The following is a 19869-nucleotide window of genomic DNA, read 5'->3' as shown; positions in this document are numbered from 1 at the left end:
ATAATAACCAATTAAATTTATTTTATTTTTTGTCTAAATTTTGTTTTAGCATTTTAGCATGTTCCAAATGTGCGGTCAATCCGGCAATATTATTGGATGCCCAAATTCTAACTTGTTCGTCTTTTGCATCCTCAGATGCTTTTTTTAATTTATCGATGGCTTTTTCATGACCATCAATCATTAAATCGGCGAATTTTTTATCAAAATCAAGACCTGATTTTTCATTTAATTTGTTGTATTCATCTTGACCGTCTTCTGTTAAAGAAGTTGGTAAAGTAAAGTTTTTAGCTTTCGCTAAAGCGCTTACTTCAGACGCTGCTTTGGTGTGCTCGTCAACAAGCATTTTACCAAAATTTTTCACTTCTGTATTTGTACTTTTTATTTGAGCTAATTTTCCGATTTCGATTTCAGCCAAATTAATTTCGGCTTGATCCACTAGAAATTTAGAATCGTCTTTTGTATCGTCTATAGAGTCAAATTTTGCTTCGTTTGCATCTTCCGCTACTTCTTTTGGGTCTTCTTGTTTTGGTTCATTTTTGCAAGAATTCAAGAAAATAATGATAAGTCCTGCTCCTAAAATTAATTTTCCGGCTAATAGTATCTTTTTCATGATTTATAGTTTAAATGTTATGATGTAAAATTATTCACATTGAAAGAGAATATTTTACAGCATTTTTAGATAATGTTATAGGATTTTGATACAGGTAAGGTTTACAAAAACATTCATTTACTTTAATGTTTTCGCTTTATAAAAAATAAAATGAAATAAGAATTGAGTCTTCATTAAAATAATATCAAGATTTTTAGATTAAGCAAAACTCAGTCTGAATTTAAAATAATCAAGATTTATTCGGTGTAAAACATTAAATGAATTAATGAGATCAATATTTTAGTGATGTATCGGGTAGGAGATATTATATATAAGTATTGACAGAATAAATTTTATAAACTTAAATTATTTGTGCTAGAGTTAATTATGAAAATTATTAGAAAAATTGTATAACGGTAAAATCTTAGTTTATATTGAATTTTGATATACCAAACATCAATTATTAATCTAAATTTTCAAATCATGCCAGATTCAAAAAACAAAAATGCATTGCATTCAGGAGAAGAAGGAGGAAGAGTTAGACCATATGAAGAGTGGACAAAGGATGAATTGTACCAACAAGCTATCAAAGCTGGTATTTCGGGCCGTTCTTATATGAATAAAAAGAGTCTAATCCGCTCGTTACGTACCCATTAAAATTAAAATAATAGTGCCGCAGATTTCGCAGATTTGAAGAATAAGAAAAGAATAATGAAAGAGAGAATCTCTGAAAATCTGTGAAATCTGCGACAAAAATAGCCGCTTGACGGAAAAAATTAAAAGTTACTATCATGAATGCAGCAGCAAAAACCGAAAAACTAATGAATCAATTAATCAAAACACCACATTTGGTGATTGATAAATTAGATTTAGTTTACGTAAACAACCAAACATTACCTATTGAAAGATGCAAATGCGAAGATGGTTTTATTTATAAAAAAAACGGACGCTGTATTAAGCAAAAAAGTGAGCTAAAACGAATCAGCAGTTTGGTTTTGCCTCCCGCTTGGGTAAATGTGCAAATATCAGATTTGCCAAACGGACATTTACAGGCCGTTGGTTTAGATGATAAAAACAGAAAGCAATATAGATATCATCCAAAATGGAATTTGATCCGCAATCAGACTAAATTCTATAAAATAGCCGAATTTGGCTCTAAACTTCCTGCTATCAGACAACAAGTCGATACTGATTTAGAGCAAAAAGACTGGGGTAAAGAAAAAGTCATTGCGCTTGTAATTCGATTGATGGAAGAAACGCATATCCGAATCGGAAATGAAAAATACGCTAAAGACAATAAATCATACGGACTTTCGACTTTGCGAAAACGCCACATTAACATCAATAAAAATTCGCTTAGGTTTGAATTTATTGGAAAAAAAGGAAAACAGCATACAATTACAACCAGAAATAAACAACTGGTAAAATTAGTAAGCCGATGTGAGGAAATTCCAGGTAGAGAAGTTTTTAAATATTACGATAAAAACGGCGAAAGAAAAGTTTTGGACAGCCATATGGTCAATGAATATCTGCACACCATTTCTGGCGAATATTTTAGCGCAAAAGATTTTAGAACTTGGGCCGCCTCAATTATATTTTTTGAAAGTTTGATGGAAATGGGAGTCACTTCTGATGAAAAGGAAATTAAAAAGAACATTCTTTCTGCTTACGACAGTACTGCAGAAGCATTAGGTAATACAAGGAATGTCTGTAAAAATTATTATGTACATCCTTTGTTGGTTTCGACTTACGAAGATGGATCGATTCAAGAATATTTTGATAGGGCAAAAAAATGCAGAAGCACTAAAAAGTACTTTTCGCATACAGAAATTGCGTTTTCGGAGTTAATTCAAAATTATCAAATTAACTTATCATAATGCGCTTTTTAATGCGCTAATAAAATAACGTTTTGAGTTAATGCATCTCTTTAAAAAGCATGAAATTTGAGTAACAAACAAAATCATTTTAACTAAAAATCAAAGCTTATGTTACGTTGGACAGTCATTTTTATTATTCTAGCCATAGTGGCCGGAATATTTGGTTTCGGTGGTATTGCCGCTGGAGCAGCAAGTATCGCTAAAGTATTATTCTTTATATTCTTAATATTATTTATTCTTTCCATTATTAGAGGAAGAAGAAGTATCTAAAAATAATACAGCAAAATAAAGTAAGAACAAAAACGACACATCTATTTCGATAAATGTGTCGTTTGTATTTTCAAATAAAAAATAGAAATTATGGGAACAAAGAGCGGTGCTTATCAAGACGTTTATATCAAAAGAGATGATGAAATGGTAAGTTTAAAGAACGATGTGACAGATTTTTGTGAAAAATATATAAAACCTGTACATCCTGAAAATTGGGATTGGTCGATACGTGATTTTGAAAATCCAGATAATGACCCTACAGTCGCAGAAGCCAGAGCAATTGCGAATGTAGTGTATAAAGACCTGCAGGATAAACAAACGGATGTTGATCTTTCTACTATGAACAATGTTGAGGCAATAAAGGCATATTTGAGTCCAGAAAGCAAATATGAAGATTTTAATATGGAGGAATTTGCTTTTGCATTAAAAGTAGAACTCGAACACGGAAAAATTAAGGACGTAAATGTTACCAATAATCACCCGTTTTTAACAGCAATGATCGCACTCGCGCACATGACCGAAAGTTTAACGTATTACAAAAGACTAAAAGTGATGGAAGCTGAAGGTGAGATTTACGAGATTCTTCGTAAAATAGAAGGTTCTACATTTGGAAAGGAAAAATGGTACAAAGAACTCGGTAAAGCCGAACAAGAATTGATTGAAGCCAAAGCCGGTCTTGCAGAACGCCTGGAAAAAATGGATGATATTCCGGTTTTGGAAATTATTGGAGATTAGATTTTTCACTTAGATTCAAAGTTCATAGGCTCTAAGTGACAAAGGACCTGAAAGCATTAAAAACAGTTGAACTCGAAATATTTTAAAAAAATACAGAGGTACATCTGTACAAAGCAAAAACCTTTGAACCTATGTACCTCTGTATCTTAGAGCCTTAAAAACTAAAATTTTCTCGGATCATTTTGTTGATATTCTTCATCTTCTTCCTGAACATCATCTTCCATATATTCGTCGTCTTCTTCTTCTTCCTCTTCATCGTCGTCTTGATCGATATCTTCGAGATCATCTTCGGTTTCATTAAAATCGTCTGACGGATTATCAAATTCGTCATTTACTTCATTCAATTCATTTCCGTTTGCGTCTAATTCGTCATCTTCAAGTTCAACTTCGTAAATGTAATCTTCGTTGTCTTCAAGATCTCTTTGGGTATGAAAATCATCGTCTAGATCGTCTAAATCATCGTCTGATATTTGATCAGGATTTGGTATATCAGGATTGGTTCCGTTTCGCACAGTGTAGCCGCGTTCAGCGATTTCACTATTATCATTATCGCTTTTTTTGACATCATCGATATTATACATTTCTTCGTTCATAAGTGTATTTTTATCGTTTGCATTTTGACTTTGATTTCTAGGATCTCTATTTCCTTTAATCGTACTGTTGTTATTATCTATAGTATTCATGACGGTTTATTTAATAGTTATAATACAAATCTACAAGAGATTAAATCGTTTCTCTTATAGAATTATGAACTGTAATTGTATAATTAACAGTTGGTTATGATTTTGTTTGATCAAATAAAAAAACCACAGATTTCTGTGGTTTTTTAATACTAATTCAAATTTTACAAATTAAAAGTAATGCTCAAGTTACTTTTAATTGTCGTTTCTTTCTAAATCATCATCATCAAAATGATCTTCATCCTCTATATGTTCTTCTTCATCAAAATCATCTTTCTCAATAAATTCTTCTTCATCTTCTTGAGTATTTGTGATGTAGTCGTCTTCGTTTACTACTTGTTCATCATTTGGGATATTTTCATTTCTGAAGATATTGTCATCTTTAAGAAGCTTATCAATTTCTTTATCTACTAAAATAGCATTATTAATATCTAAAAATCCGCTTAAGTATAATGCTGCTTCCTCGTATGTATAATTTGTATATGTTTTCATGGCTGTTTTATTTAGTCTAATAATACAAATTTAACTAGGATTCAAAAGAATGAGCTTACAGAATTTTAAAATCCTGTTGCATAATATACGGGTGTTTAGAATAGAACTTTAATTTATAATAATATAATCTAACTGATAATCAAGGTGGTAATTTTATTTTCTATTAACTATTAAAAATATTATCATGAAAGTTACAGATAAAAAACAAGCAGCTTCTTCAAAACAAGAATCGAAAAAAGGAGCAGTAAAGCCAAAATCAGATGCAGCATCTGGATTGACAGAACTTTTTGAAGACGGCCTAAAAGACATTTATTGGGCAGAAAAAGCTTTGACTAAAGCATTGCCTAAGATGGCTAAAAATGCTACATCTCCAGAGCTTATAGATGCTATAAACAACCACTTAATTGAGACTGAAGAACAAATTATTCGTCTAGAGCAAGTTTTCGAATTAATTGGTAAAAAAGCAACAGCAAAAAAATGCGATGCAATGGCGGGTTTAATCGAAGAAGGAGACGGAATTCTGGAAGAAACTGAAATTGGCGTTGTACGTGATGCGGGAATTATAGCTGCAAGTCAAAAAATCGAACATTATGAAATTGCAACTTACGGAACTTTAAGACAATTTGCTGAAACATTAGGTTTGACAGAAGCGGCTGCCTTATTAGAACAAACGCTTGATGAGGAAAAAGGTGCGGATAAAAAATTGACTGAAGTTGCTGTAAATGCCGTAAATCTTGAAGCTGCTGAAGCAGACTAATAGACACAGATAAGATAGCCTTTAAGTGCAGCCTGAAAAACTGCACTTTTATTTTTTATTAACTTAAACGCCATATTATGCCGGAAGGTCCATCTATATTGATATTAAAAGAGGAAGTACAGCAATTCGCAGGGAAGAAAATAATTTCTGCTTCTGGAAATAGTTCAATTGATATGCAACGCCTCACAGACCAAACAATACTTGCCTTTAAAACTTGGGGAAAACATTTTTTAATTTGCTTTGACGGATTTACCGTTAAAATTCATTTGCTGATGTTTGGAACCTATCGAATAAACGAACGAAAAGAAACCACACCGCGACTCAGCCTTATTTTTGATGATGGAGAACTCAATTTTTATACCTGTTCTGTTAAAATTTTAGAAGGAGATGTCAACAGTCATTACGATTGGAGTGAAGATGTAATGAATGAAAACTGGGATCCGCAAAAGGCCAAACGAAGCCTAGATAAAATTCCAGACCAAATGATTTGCGATGCACTTTTAGATCAGAATATTTTTTCTGGAGTAGGGAATATAATTAAAAATGAAGTTTTGTACCGATGCCATATTCAGCCAGAATCATTGGTAAGCAAAATTCCATCTGAAAAAATCGATGAACTTATTACAGAATCGTCCATATATAGTTTTGAATTTCTGTATTGGAAGAAAAAATTTGAATTGAAACAGCATTGGCTCGCACATGCCAAATCTACCTGTTTAAGATGCAATCTTCCTATGGAAAAAAAATACACTGGATCTAAAAATAGAAGAAGTTTTTTCTGTACCAATTGCCAACAATTACACGTATGAAAAATGAAGTTTTAATAGGGTGTTCGAGTTTTTATAATCGATTCTGGAAAGGAATTTTCTATCCAGAAAATTTGCCATCTTCAAAATGGTTTGATTATTACTGCCAGCATTTTAATACCTATGAATTCAACGGAAGTTTTTATAAGTTTCCTACTTTAAGAATATTTGAAAATTGGTATAATAAAACGCCTGAAAATTTTATTTTTTCAGTAAAAGCTCCAAAAGATATTACGCATTTTAAGAAATTTAATGACTGTGAAAATTTAATCACAGCGTTTTATAATGTCTGTAATTTGGGATTAAAAGAAAAACTGGGCTGTATATTATTTCAGTTTCCGCCAAGTTATCAATTTACTTCAGAACGCTTGCACCAAATAATTGATAATCTTGATTTAAACTTTAAAAATGTCGTCGAATTTCGTCACGAAAGCTGGTGGAATAAAGAGGTTTGGAATGCTTTTTTAGAAAACAATATTACGTTTTGCAGTGTAAGTCACCCACAATTGCCACAAACTATTTTTAAAGATTTCCCACTGATTTTCATTAGGCTTCATGGAGTTCCTAAAATGTTTTATTCCAGTTATTCAACTCAAGAATTAGTTGATATAAAAGCTGAAATTGCTTCAAAACCAGCATTTGTATATTTTAATAATACTGCGAGCGAAGCTGGAATTTTGAATGCGTTAGAATTACAGCAGCTTTTTTAAAATGCAAAGTCTGCTAAGATTTACGAGAGTACATAAAGAAATCAATCTTAGTGTTCGTAAATCTTAGCAGACTTTGCAGTTTAAATTTAAGCTATTGAATTATAAACTTAAATTTCCTTCAATTCCGTCATCCATTGTTGTACCGCTTACAAAAGCTGCAGTCATTTTTGCAATGGCAACCATTTTTCCGTGTTTGTTATTCCAGTAATAACCATCTTCAGGAACAACTTTTATAACACTTAAATTTGGATCATCTTCTCCGCCTGGCATCCAGACTTTTACAATAGGATCCCATAATTCTTTTATTGTTTCTCGATCGTAAGAAATAGAAGCAGATCCGTGCAAGGTTAAAAATTTATCGTGCGGCTCAGCAAAAAATAATTCAACTTGAGGATTCAGCGTAATTTCTGCGTTTTGACTGCTGTTTCTATCAGATAAAAACCAAAGCTGTCCTTTGTCATCAATTTTTTGAACTGACATTGGTCGCGATTGAAGTCTATATTCGTCGTATGTACAAAACATACAAGTTTTTATGTTTTCTGCCAGATCTTTAATTTTATCTACAGCAAATTCGTTCGTAAGGTCTTTATGATCTCCCATGACTTTAATTTTTTAGTTTATTATTATAAATTTATTTCATTAAATATCTCATTAGATGAGGTATAGAGCGATAGTTTTATCTAAAACTTGATTATAGTAAAGTTGAACTTTTTATACTTTTTAAGGTTATAGAATTTGATTTAAAAATTATGAGATTTCAATTACTAAAAATTAAATTATGAAATTTAAAATCCATTAATTTTATGTACATTTGAATGCAGAAAAACAAACCAAATTAACATAATACCACATGGGTGATTTTACTATTTTTTATACTGATGATGATGAAGATGATTTGAGCATTTTTTCAGATGCAGTCGATTCATTACCAAAGAAAGTAAAGCTTCAGACCTATACTGGGGGTGAAAAGTTATTAAATGCAATTTACAACCCGCCGCCAACACCACATGTTGTTTTTTTGGATTTGAATATGCCAGGCAAAAATGGTTTTGATGTTTTGACTGAGCTTAGAAACTCTGAAGAAAAAAATGATATTCCCGTCGTTATTTTTTCTACTTCAAACGAGCCAAGTATTATAGAAAGATGTCGTAAATTAGGTGCTAATTATTTTATAACAAAGCCTATTTTAATGAAAGACATTATAAAATCTATAGAGCATGCTCTTGAGATCGATTGGAGAAATTTTACTCCAACCGATAAAAACTTTGTTTATAAAACATAATTAAATTATTGTAATTCAGGAATATAGATATCAAAAGTAGCCCCTTTGTCTTTTTCTCCTATTGCGGTTATAATTCCTTTGTGGTTTTCTACAATCTTTTTTACGATTGCCAAGCCAATTCCAGTTCCCACAAATTCGCTTTCGGTATTTAAACGCTGAAAAACCTCGAAGATTCTTTCTTTGTAAGCAGCATCGAAACCAATTCCGTTATCAGTAACTTTAAGATGGTAATAATTTTTTTCAGGAAAATCAACCACATGCTTAATAGTGCTTCCTTTAATTCTTTCTGCTTTAATATAAATAATTGGTGTTACGTCTTTTCTAGAAAATTTTATGGCATTTCCGATCAAATTATGCAGTAATTGCCTAAACTGAAAAGGGATAACAGTAACTTCTCCTAAAGGTTCAAAATTTACTTGAGCATTTTTCTCTTCAATCCGTTCTGAAAAATCACTTATTATTTCCTCGGCAATATCATCTAGATTTGTACTGACAAAAACTCTTTCTGCTGAATTTGTTCTTGAATACGTCAACAAATCCTGAATCAAAGTCTGCATTCTTTTCGCTGCAAACTCAATCCGGCTTAAGTATGTTTTGGCATTCGCCGAAATATTCTGTTCATCTAAATCAGATAATCGACTTGCAAAAGTTTGAATTTTTCGCAAAGGTTCCTGCAAATCATGACTCGAGATATACGCAAAAGATTGAAGTTCAATATTCATATTAATCAAGTCTTTGTTTTTTAGCTCCAATTCTTCGGTTCGTTCATGAACAACTTTTTCAAGCTGATCGGTAAAATCTTTTTGATCTTGAATATCTGTACTTGTACCAACCCACATCTGAATGTTTCCTTCAGCATCTTTTTGAGCAATGGCGCGGCTTAACTGCCACCTGTATTGTCCGTCTCCACGACGAAATCGATGCTCGAACAAATAGTCATTACCTGTTTTAATTGATTCCATCCATATTCTTACATTTTCTTCACGATCATCAGGGTGTACGATTTGCAACCAGCCATATTTGCCGATTTCACTTCTATCAACACCAGAAAAAGTATAAACAGCTTCATTAAAGTAATTTATGTTTCCCAACGCATCACTTGTCCAGATAAACTGTGGCATAGAATCAGCGAGAAGCCTAAATTTCTGCTCGCTTTTCATTAAAATTTCCTGATTGTTTTTTTCGTCTGTAATATTCATTATAGTACCAATCATTTTGATCGGTTCTTTATCTTCATCAAAAAATATTTTGCCGTGCGCTTTTATCCAAGCAATAGTATTGTCAGGCTTGATAATGCGGCTTTCGTATTTGTAAATACTTGTTTTAAGAGCAATTTCAAATGCTTTTTCTAAAATCCACTTATCGTCAGGATGTATTTGTTGCTGCATTTGCAGACGAGTTAACTTTATATTTTTTTCATGTCCAAAAACAATAGGTAAATTTTCAGAATAAATTATTTTCTGTGTTGGAATATCTAAATCCCAAGTGGCGATTTCAGCAATTTCAGCAGCTAAACGTGCTCTTTGCTCGGCATTTTCGACTTTTTTTCGAGCTCGCACCTTATCGCTGACATCATTTACATTAACCATGACTCCTGATATTTCACCTTCTTTTTCAAACAATGGCGTGTATTGGTAATCAAGATAAAACTTTTTGAGTTTTCCTTTAATATCTATATAAGCGACAGATTCATTTTCATGGATAACTTTTCCGCTCGAAACAACTTCATTTAATAATTCGGGATATTTTTGTCCTTCTAATTCTGGAAAAACTTCTAACAAAGGTTTACCAATTGTTTCATTAAGACCTTTATGCCAGAGCGTATTCATCATAGTATTATTAGCTAATTCGATAATATGGTCCTTACCTCTAAAAATAGCCATTGCAATAGGAGAGTCCATGATTAATTTTCTAAAAGCATTTTCACTTTCTGTCAAAAGATATCTTGCTTTTACAGCTTCTGTCACTTCATAACTTACAATTATTACGCCTGTAACAACGTCATTTTCTTCTCTTAAGGGATGAAAAACCAAATTAAAATAGCAAATCTCCTCTTTGCCATAACGATTTAAAGTAACTTCTAATTCATCTGTAGAATATTGAATACCGTCTTTATAAACTTTAGAAAGTAAAGGGTATACCTTATCTCTGGCTTCTGGAACGGCAGTAAAAACGGGTTTGTTGAGAATCTCTTTTTCGCTTTTATCTAAAATTTGAAGATAAGTAGTATTGGCCATTTCTACAATTAAATCATCACCTTTAAGGATGGCAATACCTAACGGAAGCTGTTTTACCATATTTCTAAATCGCCTGTCGCTTTCTTCGACGGCGGCTCGAGATGTGACTTGTCTTGTAACATCATTGGCAATAGCTACAATACCAGAAATTGTTCCGTCAGGTTCTTTCAAGGCTTCATAAACTACATTGATAAAAGTATTCTCAATTTTGCCATTGCGTATTAATTTTACAGGAAGTTCATAAGCGATGAATTTTTCTCCCGTTGTATAAACTTCTTTTAATATATCTTCTAAACCTTGGCCTGTAGCTTCTGGCAAAGCTTCAAAAACAGGTTTATTAATAACATCTTCGATTTTTCGTTCCCAAATTTCGAGCATGAGTTCGTTTGCAATTTCAATAACATGATTTTCACCCCTAAAAATGCACATTGCATTTGGAGTCTGGAGAATGTTATCTAGATAGCGCTGATTGCTGTTTTCGAGTTTTTTAAGTATGTTTACCTTATCGGTAGTTTCGTTGCAAATAACGAGCACACCTTCAGCTTTTCCGTCATCATTATTTACCGGACTATAACTAAATGTCCAGTAAACGTCTTCCATTTTTCCGTTTCTGTAAATAGGCAATAATTGATCTTCGTGCCAAGTTGCTTCGCCTTCTTTAAGAACCTGATTTATTAAGGGTTGAATAAAATCCCAAATTTCTGGCCAAAATTCTGCTCCTTTCTGACCTAATATTGCAGGATGTTTTCCATCATTTCCAAGACTTGGACGATAAGCATCATTATAAAAACAAATATGTTCTGGTCCCCAAAACAAAAACATTGGGAACTTTGAGTTTAAAAGAATTCCTAATGTAGTACGTAAACTTTGAGGCCATGTTTCTGGAGATCCAACAGAGGTTTTGCTCCAGTCTTTAGCTCGAGTTAATGTACCCATTTCGCCTCCATTAGCCAGGAAATCATGATTTATAGTACTCATCAAAATGTATTTTGTGTGTTTTTATTGCGCGAAAACGCTTTGATTATTTAGATAGTTGTTAAAATTAGTAAAATAATTTTTGATTTGATTTTTATTTTTTTGAATGAGGCAATTTTTAAATCTATTGAGTTAATTTTATTTGATATCATTGATGAAATTTGGGTAAACAATAGATTTGAATAAAAAATCTTAAAATTCAATCAGTCATGAAAAAGGAACAAAAACACGAAACCGACTATATCGACAAATATCAAAATGAAGGCTATACAACAAATTATTTATTTGATAAAGGCTGTTTAATTGATGCAGAAACAAAGTATGCTTATCAGCCTGACGAAATTTATATTGTAGCCCATCACCGTTACGAAGGAATGAGTGATCCTGATGACATGTCGATTTTATATGTGATCGAAACAAAAGACCAACGAAAAGGAACTCATTTATTGGGATATGGGCCAACGGCTGATTTAGAAGAAGCCGAATTTTTTAAGGATATTCCTGAAGGAAATTATTCTACAAACGCCGATATCAACGAACTTACCTAAAATAAAAATAGGGAAGTATTTTTTATTTTGCTGGGAAGCAGTTGTTTCAGATTCGTCTGAAGCAGCTGCTTTTTTTTTGCACTTGCGTTTGGTGCAAAGGTGCAAAAGGTACAAAGGTACAAAGGTACAAAGGTACAAAGGTACAAAGGTACAAAGGTGCAAAGCTGCAAAGCTGCATAGGTTCAGAGTATTATTATTGTGCAAAGCATCAAATACTTAATCTGAAAATGATATAATATAATGTGATATAGAAGCGTAAAATCTATCCTATGATCCTTTTTTTAAAGGAGGCCACATACAAAAAGGCCTGTCAGAAAACTTTGAACCTTTGGGACTGTGCGTCTTTGAAACTCAAACTAAAAATTATGAAATATCTTACTGAAATTGTATAAGGATTTGATTTGCAATATGTATGAAATTTGTATTATACAAAATGAGTTAGAAACCAAAGTAAAGTTTTGTACGTAAATAAGTACGAAACATATATTTAAAAAACCGAACAAATGAAAAAACTATACTTAAATACTGGAGGATTCGATGCTGTTTTTAATGACCTTAAAGATAGTTTCAATGGCGAGTTAATCGCTGAAAACAATGAATACAATCTAGAGATTAAATCTAAATGGACAAAAGGGTCAATAAAAGGAACTCGCTTCGATGATAAAGTATTATTCATGCATTTTGATCTTGTATTTAATCAAGATGTAAGCTTAAGTATAGAATCGTTTCAGTCTGCACCGGTATTTTTTGTGTATTGTGAAAACGGAAATATTACACATAGTTTTGGTGTAAATGGAGAGAAGAGAAATCTTAAAAAGAGCCAATCAGCAGTTTTAAACAATTCTTCAGTAATCAATAGTGTTTTGTTTTTTGAAAGCCACAAACGCATACAATTCACAATTCTTGGAATGCCGACGTTTGCTGTAGAAAATAAGAATAGTGAATTAAGTTCTCAAGTTAAAAAACATTTCACAAACGACTCTTCTGGAAATTTCATTTATATAGGAAAAGAAAATTTGAAAATTTCTGAAAAATTGCAAGAATACAAAGCTGTTCCCCAAAAAGGAATTGTGGGTACTTTGCTTAGAAAAAGTATTTTAAAAGACATTTTTGAATTAGAGATAGCGCAGCATAGTTATAATTATTTGAAAACTTTTGATCCAATCGTAAACTTAGCTTCGAGGCAATTAAACGAAATAAAAAGAATTTCAAACATAAATTTTTCAGAAGTTATTACTGCTGCAGGTGCAGCCAGCCGAAATTATCTGCCTCGCATTTTGAAAGAGAAATACCATTTCTCATTTAAGTCATACAACCAAAAACTAGCTAGCTAATAAGCATCACATATACCACTTCTACAATCACGAAACAGCTTTTAACGGGCTGTTTTTTTTTTGATTTATTAATTTCACTGGATATAATTGTCGAAAGATGATTTTTGTCTTTCGAGGAACGAGTAATATCCGTAGGACGCCCACTCAAAGTGAGCAAATATTTACATGAAAATTTATAAGCTCAGTATCTTAGAATCTAAACAACTTAAAAATCATTCTTTCTCATAATAAATAATAAAATAAACCATGATTAGATTGAGGGTTAGTGAAACACTGTTTGTAATTATAATAGGCAAGTCGTTTTTCAAAATTCCATAGATAATCCATACCAGCAGCCCAAAAGTTAGGATGCTGAATGTTTTAAGCGAGATAGCTTTTACTTTTTTCGTTTTCCAAACTTTCAAGATCTGCGGTATGACAGATAGAGTAACACAAGTTCCTGCGAAGAGCCCTATAATATCAGTGAAGTTCATAGCTTTTTATTTGTAAATTGTGAAATGTGAAATGTGAATGCCATTAAGTTATCAGTTTGCTTTCCATCTTCTCAAAGTAATATTTGCGAATCCTAGAAAACCTTTGAGCCTTTGTCCCTCTGAACCTATGTCCCTCAAAAATTAACTTCCAACCAATTCACCACCGTTAATATGAATGAATTGTCCGGTAATATAACTGCTGTCATTGCATGCCAGGAAAACATAGGCAGGCGCAACTTCTGATGGCTGTCCGGCTCGTCCCATCGGGTTGTCTTTGCCAAAATCTGAAAGTTTATCAAAACTTGCTACAATTAATGGCGTCCAGATTGGGCCTGGCGCAACTCCGTTTACTCTTATTTTTTTCTTCGCAAGCATAGTCGATAATGATCTTGTAAAACTCACAATCGCACCTTTTGTACTGGCATAATCAGCAAGATGTTCACTGCCTCGATATGCTGTAACAGAACTTGTGTTGATAATTGCATCATCTTCTTTTAAAAAGGCCAACGCTGCTTTTGTAATATAGAAATACGGATAAATATTCGTTTCAAATGTTTTTCGAAGCTGTGACGAAGTTATTTTTTCTAATTCGTTTTGCGGAAATTGTACTGCAGCATTATTAACTAAAATATTTAATTTTTTAAAAGTATCAATACATTTTTTGACGGCACTTTTGCAGAATTTTTCATCTTTCAAATCACCGCTTATTATTAAACACTGCTGGCCTTCTTTTTCTATTAATTCTTTAGTTGCCAAGGCATCTTTATCCTCTTTTAAATAAACAATTGCAATATTAGCGCCTTCTCTGGCAAAATGTACAGCGACGCTTCGGCCAATACCGCTATCGCCGCCAGTTATAAAAGCTACTTTTCCGAGAAGTTTGCCGCTTCCTGCATAATTTTCACGAATAATTTCTGGTTCGGGATTCATTTGATATTCATTTCCCGGAAGTTCCTGTTTTTGTTCAGGAAATGTTTTTCTCTTTTTCATAACATAAAATTTAGAGCAGTTAATCTAACTCTAATTTAAATAGCTACAGTTTAAATATTTAACTGAAATAAAATTAAAATTGTCTCAATAAATCTTTATATAATTTCATATTTAAACATGGGAATTATGTAACAAATCGAATTTTAGATAAAAGAGCTATCTTCTTTTTTTTAATAAATTTGACGGTTTGACCAGTGTTGTTTAAAATAGAATCAGATACTTTAAACAGCATTTTTTTAATTAATATTAAATTAACAATCATAATAAAACTTTACTCCCCCAAAACAGTATGGTATTAATCGTAGACGATATAAAGGCAAATATAATTGCCTTAAAAAAAACATTGGAGCTGCATAATATCGATGTAGATACTGCGGAATCTGGAGAAGAAGCCCTGAAAAAAATCTTAAAGACTAACTATTGTCTTATTATAATGGATGTTCAGATGCCAGGACTTGATGGATTTGAAGTAGTAAAAATTCTTTCTGGCAACAAACGCACTAAAGATATTCCGGTTATTTTTCTATCGGCACTTAATATCGAAAAAAAATACATTTTTAAGGGATATGAAACCGGAGCTGTAGAATATATAACAAAACCCGTTGACAGCGATTTGCTGATTTTAAAAGTAAAGACATTCATTAAAATTTACGAACAGCAAAACGAATTAAAAGGCATAAAAGATCTTCTTTCTAAAGAAATCAAAATCAGGAAAGAAGCGCAAGATAATCTCGAAATTAAGATCGCAGAAAGAACTAAAGAACTGGTTTTGAAAAACGAAGAATTAGAGATGAAAAATCATGAACTCCAGCAATTTTCCTGGGTAGTCTCGCATGATTTGAATGAACCCATAAGAAAGATCCAAATCTTTATAAAAATCATCAAAGAGCTTTATTTAACGGCTGATGAAAAAGCGGTAGATTATGTCGATAGAACTATTAAATCGGCAGAACGAATGCAGACTTTAATTACAGATCTCCTCGCATATTCTCGACTATCTTCGCAGGTAAAACCTGAGGTAACAGACCTAAATGTAGTTTTGCAAGAAGTTTTATCTGATTTTGATTATCTTATAGAACGCAAAAATGCAACAGTAAAAAGCACTGAACTTCCTACTATAGACAGTATTCCGAGTCAGCTGAGACAAGTTTTTCAAAATTTAATTGGAAACGCCTTAAAGTTCTCAGGAAATTCAGAACGTCCGCTAATTGAAATTACATCTGAATTAATTTCGGAAAAATCATTTGAGAGTCCGACTTCCCCGCAAGGGAAATTTTGCCGAATTATTGTAAAAGACAACGGAATTGGTTTTGATGAAATTTATCTGGACAGAATCTTCATTATTTTTCAGAGTTTAAACGATCGACAATCGTACGAAGGAACCGGAATTGGACTGGCAATTGCCAAAAAAATCATCGAAAAACATAACGGATTAATCACAGCAAAAAGTAAAATAGGAGAGGGTGCAAGCTTCATTATCGTCCTTCCTTTAAAATACGAATAATTATAATTTACAAGTATGAAGAATAATAATTTTAAAAGAAATTTATTAATTAGTTCATTAGTTTCTTTACTAGTATTAATGATCAGTTCTACAGCCTCTTTTTTGAGTATAAAAAATTTACTGAATAGTAATTTTTGGGTAAATCATACACAAGAGGTAATTTATAATTTAAATGAAGGTTCTGCAATAATTACAGAAGCGCAAACCAGTATGCGTGGTTATCTTATTACTGGAGATGAGCAGTTTGTAGATCGGTATAATGAATCTCAGGCAAAATCTAACAGTTATTTTGATAAGCTGGAAGAACTTACTATAGATAATCCAATACAGCAAAAACAGTTAAAAGAACTTAAGGTTCTGCGAATTAATTTTTTTAAATACCTTAACAATCAAATCGTCAAAAAGCGATTAGGGAAAAGTACAATTACTTTTGATCTTAATGAAGGACGCTTAATGATTAATGAATTAAGGGATCATATTAAGAAAGTTGAAGGTACAGAACAAGTACTTTTAAAAGAAAGAAATGAAACATCAGAGCGATATGGTACCTATAGCTTAGTTTTAATAATTGTGGCTTTTGTAATTGCTTTTGTTATTTCGATTGTTTTTTTATTCAGGATTTTAAAAGATTACAGCGAACGATTATTGCTACAGCATGAATTAGAAAAGAAAGATAAAGAGACTGCAGATAGAATTGTGGCTATCAGCTCAATTGCAAGCAATATTTCGAACGGAAATTATGATATTCGTGTAGACGATACAGAGTCTGATGCTCTTGGAAGCGTTGGAGAATCACTGAACAACATGGGAGTTTCTTTAAAAAATTCTTTCGAGTTATTGTCTCAAAAAGAATGGCTTCAAACTGGTATTGCTAATCTTAATAATGTGATGCTGGGTGATAAAACACTTCAAAAATTATCAAAAGATGTTATTGAATTTTTGTGTAATTACACTAACAGCAGTGCTGGAGTCTTATATGTTTTAGAAGATAATGAACTATATGTTGCTGGAGGATATAGCTACATACCGAGCAAAAATCGCGAACGTCTTCAAAAAGGCGAAGGTTTGATTGGTCAGTCTATTGTTTCTGGCAAAATGTTAGAACTAAAAACATTATCTCCAGATGATATTCAGATTAACTATGCTTTGGGCCAAATAAAACCAACACATATTGTCGCATTTCCTTTAATGGATACCAGAACAGAAGGTGCTGTTGAATTGGCAAGCGTTTACGGTTTTTCTGATTTGCATTTAGAGTTTTTAAAAATCATTTCAAATAATATTGGAATTGCTATTAAATCGACTCAAAACAGAAAACGAGTAATGGAATTGCTTGAAGAAACCAAATCACAATCAGAAGAACTTCAAGTACAGCACAGTGAATTAGAAGCCATTAATGCCGAATTAGAAGCACAGACTGAAAAACTTCAGGCTTCTGAAGAAGAATTGCGTGTACAGCAGGAAGAATTGGAACAAACCAATGAAGAATTGTCTGAAAGAAGTGTTTTATTGGAAGAAAAAAACAACGAAATCCAAAAGAAATCTGAAGCTTTAGAACTTACAACGCGATATAAATCTGAGTTTTTGGCGAATATGTCGCACGAATTAAGAACACCTCTGAATTCAATTTTGCTTTTAAGCAGATTATTGTCTGAAAATAATAATAAAAGCATGGTTCCAGAAGAAATTGAATTTGCAAAAGTAATTCAGAGTTCTGGAAACAGTTTGTTAGGATTAATCGATGAGATTTTAGATTTATCTAAAATTGAAGCTGGAAAAATGGAACTTGAATTTTTAGATGTTTCGACTAAAGAAATTACAGATAATTTATGGAATCTGTTTAATTTGATTGCCAAAGAAAAAGGAATTACGTTTGAAATTATTTCTAAAGATGCGCCAGTTGTCATTAAAACAGATAAAATGCGTTTAGAACAGATTCTGAAAAACTTAATATCGAATGCAATTAAATTTACAGAAAAAGGAAAAGTAACGTTAGAAATTAAAATCAATACAGACGATGATAAAATCATTTGCTTTATTGTAAAAGATACTGGAATTGGAATTCCGTTAGAAAAACAGCCTCTTATCTTTGAAGCTTTCCAACAAGCGGATGGTTCTACAAAACGTAAATATGGCGGAACTGGTTTAGGACTTTCAATCAGCAGGGAATTGGCAAAACTGCTTCGAGGAGAAATTATCTTGAACAGCAAAGTGAAAGAAGGAAGTACATTTACATTATGTCTGCCCGTTTTTGGATCTCTAGCTGGAAAAGTTAATGTTGAAAAAATACCGCCAACAGAATTTACAGAAATTGAAGAAGAAGAAGAAAAAGCTCCTGAAAAAAACAAATATTTAAGTGTTGTCATTCCAGATGAAATCGAAGATGACAGAGATACAATTAAACCTGGAGACAAAGTAATTTTGATTGTAGAAGATGATATCAATTTTGCAAAATCACTTTTGGCTTTTAGCAGAAAAAAAGGATATAAGGGTGTTGTATCCGTACGAGGCGATTATGCTTTAAACTTTGCCTTAATTTATAACCCAATTGGTGTTTTATTAGATATCGAACTTCCAATAAAAAGCGGTTGGGAAGTTTTAGAAGAATTAAAAAATCACTCAGCAACCAAACATATTCCGGTTCACATTATGTCATCGCATAAATTGAAACAGGAAAGTTTACTGAAAGGCGCTGTAGATTTCTTAGATAAACCAGTGGCTTTTGATAAAATTCCCGATGTATTTTTAAGAATCGAACATATCATTAATAAAGAAGCACAGAAGGTTTTAATTATAGAAGACAATCCAAAACATGCAAAAGCATTGGCTTTCTTTTTAGAAACTTACAACATCAATTCAGAAATTAAAAGTGATGTTTCTGAAGGTTTAGAAGTTTTAACAAAATCAGAAGTAGATTGTGTAATTCTAGATATGGGAATTCCGGACAAACAGGCGTATCAAATTTTAGATGGCGTTAAGAAAAGTCCAGGTTTAGAAAATCTTCCGGTAATTGTATTTACAGGGAAAAGCTTATCAATTAAAGAAGAAGTTAAAATTAAAAAATACGCCGATTCTATTATTGTAAAAACAGCGCATTCTTACCAAAGAATGCTTGATGAAGTTTCGCTTTTCTTGCATTTAGTTGAAGATAAAAAAGAAGGAAAAGGCAAAAAAGAAAGCCATAAAAAGCTAAATTTACTAAATAATATTCTGCACGAAAAAAAGGTGTTGATTGTAGATGATGATGTTCGTAATATTTATTCATTGACAAAAGCTCTAGAGGTATTTAAAATGAATGTAATTACAGCTTTTGATGGTAAAGAAGCCATCAAAATCTTAGAAGAACATACCGATACTGACATTGTTTTGCTGGATATGATGATGCCAAATATGGACGGTTACGAAACAGCTGAAAAAATACGTTCGATTCCTAAATTCTTGAATTTACCTTTGATTGCCGTAACAGCAAAAGCCATGACCGGCGATCGAGAAAAATGCATCAAAGCAGGAGCTTCTGATTATATTACAAAACCAGTAGATATTGATCAATTGCTTTCGCTTTTGCGAGTTTGGCTGTATGATAAAATATAAATAAAAATACTGCTGCGAA

19 protein-coding genes are annotated in these 19869 nt (G+C 32.3%); 12 read left to right on the top strand and 7 right to left on the bottom strand.

The window, feature by feature from the left end; all coding sequences use genetic code 11:
- Window positions 1-22: 22 nt before the first annotated feature.
- The gene (locus tag IRZ83_RS02150) at window positions 23-610 is read right to left on the bottom strand and encodes a DUF4142 domain-containing protein (RefSeq protein ID WP_029269752.1); all 588 of its coding nucleotides are present in this window, start codon (window positions 608-610) and stop codon (window positions 23-25) included.
- Between the two features lie 462 nt (window positions 611-1072).
- Here IRZ83_RS02150 and IRZ83_RS02145 point away from each other — a divergent pair, with 462 nt between their 5' ends.
- The 4 genes from IRZ83_RS02145 (at window position 1073) to IRZ83_RS02130 (ending at window position 3471) form a co-directional block, all read left to right on the top strand.
- Entirely contained in the window at window positions 1073-1246 is a 174-nt protein-coding gene (locus IRZ83_RS02145; protein WP_194566516.1) for a hypothetical protein, read from the top strand.
- 134 nt (window positions 1247-1380) lie between these two features.
- Entirely contained in the window at window positions 1381-2466 is a 1086-nt protein-coding gene (locus tag IRZ83_RS02140; protein WP_029269756.1) for a DNA topoisomerase IB, read from the top strand.
- 108 nt (window positions 2467-2574) lie between these two features.
- Window positions 2575-2736 (top strand): DUF1328 family protein, encoded by a 162-nt coding sequence (locus tag IRZ83_RS02135; RefSeq protein ID WP_082447126.1) that lies wholly within the window; start codon window positions 2575-2577, stop codon window positions 2734-2736.
- Between the two features lie 90 nt (window positions 2737-2826).
- Window positions 2827-3471 (top strand): DUF5661 family protein, encoded by a 645-nt coding sequence (locus IRZ83_RS02130; protein ID WP_194566515.1) that lies wholly within the window; start codon window positions 2827-2829, stop codon window positions 3469-3471.
- A gap of 161 nt (window positions 3472-3632) precedes the next feature.
- Here IRZ83_RS02130 and IRZ83_RS02125 read toward each other — a convergent pair whose 3' ends face one another.
- Both IRZ83_RS02125 and IRZ83_RS02120 read right to left on the bottom strand, forming a co-directional pair.
- On the bottom strand, window positions 3633-4154 hold the full coding sequence (locus IRZ83_RS02125) for a hypothetical protein (protein ID WP_194566514.1): 522 nt from the start codon (window positions 4152-4154) through the stop codon (window positions 3633-3635).
- A 192-nt stretch (window positions 4155-4346) separates the two neighbouring features.
- A complete protein-coding gene (locus tag IRZ83_RS02120) occupies window positions 4347-4643 on the bottom strand; it encodes a hypothetical protein (protein WP_029269762.1) in 297 nt (98 codons plus the stop codon).
- A gap of 184 nt (window positions 4644-4827) precedes the next feature.
- Here IRZ83_RS02120 and IRZ83_RS02115 point away from each other — a divergent pair, with 184 nt between their 5' ends.
- The 3 genes from IRZ83_RS02115 to IRZ83_RS02105 all read left to right on the top strand — a co-directional run bounded on the left by IRZ83_RS02115 (window position 4828) and on the right by IRZ83_RS02105 (window position 6916).
- Complete coding sequence (locus IRZ83_RS02115) at window positions 4828-5400, top strand: ferritin-like domain-containing protein (RefSeq protein ID WP_194566512.1); 573 nt, start codon at window positions 4828-4830, stop codon at window positions 5398-5400.
- Window positions 5401-5477: 77 nt separating this feature from the next.
- On the top strand, window positions 5478-6209 hold the full coding sequence (locus IRZ83_RS02110) for a DNA-formamidopyrimidine glycosylase family protein (protein ID WP_194566510.1): 732 nt from the start codon (window positions 5478-5480) through the stop codon (window positions 6207-6209).
- Window positions 6206-6916: a DUF72 domain-containing protein gene (locus tag IRZ83_RS02105; protein WP_029269767.1), complete on the top strand. Its 711-nt coding sequence runs from the start codon at window positions 6206-6208 to the stop codon at window positions 6914-6916. The genes IRZ83_RS02110 and IRZ83_RS02105 overlap by 4 nt, the downstream gene beginning before the upstream one ends.
- A 99-nt stretch (window positions 6917-7015) precedes the next feature.
- Here IRZ83_RS02105 and IRZ83_RS02100 read toward each other — a convergent pair whose 3' ends face one another.
- The gene (locus IRZ83_RS02100) at window positions 7016-7516 is read right to left on the bottom strand and encodes a pyridoxamine 5'-phosphate oxidase family protein (RefSeq protein ID WP_029269769.1); all 501 of its coding nucleotides are present in this window, start codon (window positions 7514-7516) and stop codon (window positions 7016-7018) included.
- 250 nt (window positions 7517-7766) lie between these two features.
- On the opposite strand from IRZ83_RS02100, the gene IRZ83_RS02095 reads away from it, so the two are divergent.
- Window positions 7767-8198 carry a response regulator gene (locus IRZ83_RS02095; protein WP_029269771.1) on the top strand — a complete coding sequence of 144 codons (432 nt, stop codon included), beginning with the start codon at window positions 7767-7769 and terminating at the stop codon, window positions 8196-8198.
- Window positions 8199-8203: 5 nt separating this feature from the next.
- Here the strand turns inward: IRZ83_RS02095 and IRZ83_RS02090 are convergent, their stop codons facing one another.
- The gene (locus IRZ83_RS02090) at window positions 8204-11413 is read right to left on the bottom strand and encodes a PAS domain-containing protein (RefSeq protein ID WP_194566508.1); all 3210 of its coding nucleotides are present in this window, start codon (window positions 11411-11413) and stop codon (window positions 8204-8206) included.
- A 206-nt stretch (window positions 11414-11619) separates the two neighbouring features.
- Here IRZ83_RS02090 and IRZ83_RS02085 point away from each other — a divergent pair, with 206 nt between their 5' ends.
- Window positions 11620-11958: a hypothetical protein gene (locus IRZ83_RS02085; protein ID WP_029269774.1), complete on the top strand. Its 339-nt coding sequence runs from the start codon at window positions 11620-11622 to the stop codon at window positions 11956-11958.
- Window positions 11959-12461: 503 nt separating this feature from the next.
- On the top strand, window positions 12462-13292 hold the full coding sequence (locus IRZ83_RS02080) for a hypothetical protein (RefSeq protein ID WP_194566506.1): 831 nt from the start codon (window positions 12462-12464) through the stop codon (window positions 13290-13292).
- Between the two features lie 212 nt (window positions 13293-13504).
- On the opposite strand, the gene IRZ83_RS02075 is transcribed toward IRZ83_RS02080, so the two are convergent.
- A complete protein-coding gene (locus IRZ83_RS02075) occupies window positions 13505-13765 on the bottom strand; it encodes a SemiSWEET family sugar transporter (RefSeq protein ID WP_029269778.1) in 261 nt (86 codons plus the stop codon).
- A gap of 141 nt (window positions 13766-13906) precedes the next feature.
- Window positions 13907-14755, bottom strand: coding sequence for an SDR family oxidoreductase (locus tag IRZ83_RS02070; RefSeq protein WP_194566504.1), 849 nt, complete (start codon window positions 14753-14755; stop codon window positions 13907-13909).
- A gap of 289 nt (window positions 14756-15044) precedes the next feature.
- Here IRZ83_RS02070 and IRZ83_RS02065 point away from each other — a divergent pair, with 289 nt between their 5' ends.
- Window positions 15045-16259, top strand: a complete 1215-nt coding sequence (locus tag IRZ83_RS02065) for a response regulator (protein WP_194566502.1) — start codon at window positions 15045-15047, stop codon at window positions 16257-16259.
- Between the two features lie 15 nt (window positions 16260-16274).
- Window positions 16275-19850, top strand: coding sequence for a response regulator (locus tag IRZ83_RS02060; RefSeq protein WP_194566500.1), 3576 nt, complete (start codon window positions 16275-16277; stop codon window positions 19848-19850).
- Window positions 19851-19869: the final 19 nt, after the last annotated feature.

Source organism: Flavobacterium sp. JLP, assembly GCF_015350755.1.
Taxonomy (GTDB): domain Bacteria; phylum Bacteroidota; class Bacteroidia; order Flavobacteriales; family Flavobacteriaceae; genus Flavobacterium.
This window is presented reverse-complemented; position numbering and strand designations above follow the sequence as displayed.

Excerpts from the sequence above, each read along its gene's own strand:
- IRZ83_RS02135 (WP_082447126.1), top strand. The coding sequence starts at position 2,575 with ATGTTACGTTGGACAGTCATTTTTATTATTCTAGCCATAGTGGCCGGA.
- IRZ83_RS02115 (WP_194566512.1), top strand. The coding sequence starts at position 4,828 with ATGAAAGTTACAGATAAAAAACAAGCAGCTTCTTCAAAACAAGAATCG.
- IRZ83_RS02110 (WP_194566510.1), top strand. The coding sequence starts at position 5,478 with ATGCCGGAAGGTCCATCTATATTGATATTAAAAGAGGAAGTACAGCAA.
- IRZ83_RS02145 (WP_194566516.1), top strand. The coding sequence starts at position 1,073 with ATGCCAGATTCAAAAAACAAAAATGCATTGCATTCAGGAGAAGAAGGA.
- IRZ83_RS02120 (WP_029269762.1), bottom strand. The coding sequence starts at position 4,643 with ATGAAAACATATACAAATTATACATACGAGGAAGCAGCATTATACTTA.
- IRZ83_RS02075 (WP_029269778.1), bottom strand. The coding sequence starts at position 13,765 with ATGAACTTCACTGATATTATAGGGCTCTTCGCAGGAACTTGTGTTACT.
- IRZ83_RS02070 (WP_194566504.1), bottom strand. The coding sequence starts at position 14,755 with ATGAAAAAGAGAAAAACATTTCCTGAACAAAAACAGGAACTTCCGGGA.
- IRZ83_RS02090 (WP_194566508.1), bottom strand. The coding sequence starts at position 11,413 with ATGAGTACTATAAATCATGATTTCCTGGCTAATGGAGGCGAAATGGGT.
- IRZ83_RS02095 (WP_029269771.1), top strand. The coding sequence starts at position 7,767 with ATGGGTGATTTTACTATTTTTTATACTGATGATGATGAAGATGATTTG.
- IRZ83_RS02125 (WP_194566514.1), bottom strand. The coding sequence starts at position 4,154 with ATGAATACTATAGATAATAACAACAGTACGATTAAAGGAAATAGAGAT.
- IRZ83_RS02105 (WP_029269767.1), top strand. The coding sequence starts at position 6,206 with ATGAAAAATGAAGTTTTAATAGGGTGTTCGAGTTTTTATAATCGATTC.
- IRZ83_RS02130 (WP_194566515.1), top strand. The coding sequence starts at position 2,827 with ATGGGAACAAAGAGCGGTGCTTATCAAGACGTTTATATCAAAAGAGAT.
- IRZ83_RS02150 (WP_029269752.1), bottom strand. The coding sequence starts at position 610 with ATGAAAAAGATACTATTAGCCGGAAAATTAATTTTAGGAGCAGGACTT.
- IRZ83_RS02085 (WP_029269774.1), top strand. The coding sequence starts at position 11,620 with ATGAAAAAGGAACAAAAACACGAAACCGACTATATCGACAAATATCAA.
- IRZ83_RS02140 (WP_029269756.1), top strand. The coding sequence starts at position 1,381 with ATGAATGCAGCAGCAAAAACCGAAAAACTAATGAATCAATTAATCAAA.
- IRZ83_RS02065 (WP_194566502.1), top strand. The coding sequence starts at position 15,045 with ATGGTATTAATCGTAGACGATATAAAGGCAAATATAATTGCCTTAAAA.
- IRZ83_RS02060 (WP_194566500.1), top strand. The coding sequence starts at position 16,275 with ATGAAGAATAATAATTTTAAAAGAAATTTATTAATTAGTTCATTAGTT.
- IRZ83_RS02100 (WP_029269769.1), bottom strand. The coding sequence starts at position 7,516 with ATGGGAGATCATAAAGACCTTACGAACGAATTTGCTGTAGATAAAATT.
- IRZ83_RS02080 (WP_194566506.1), top strand. The coding sequence starts at position 12,462 with ATGAAAAAACTATACTTAAATACTGGAGGATTCGATGCTGTTTTTAAT.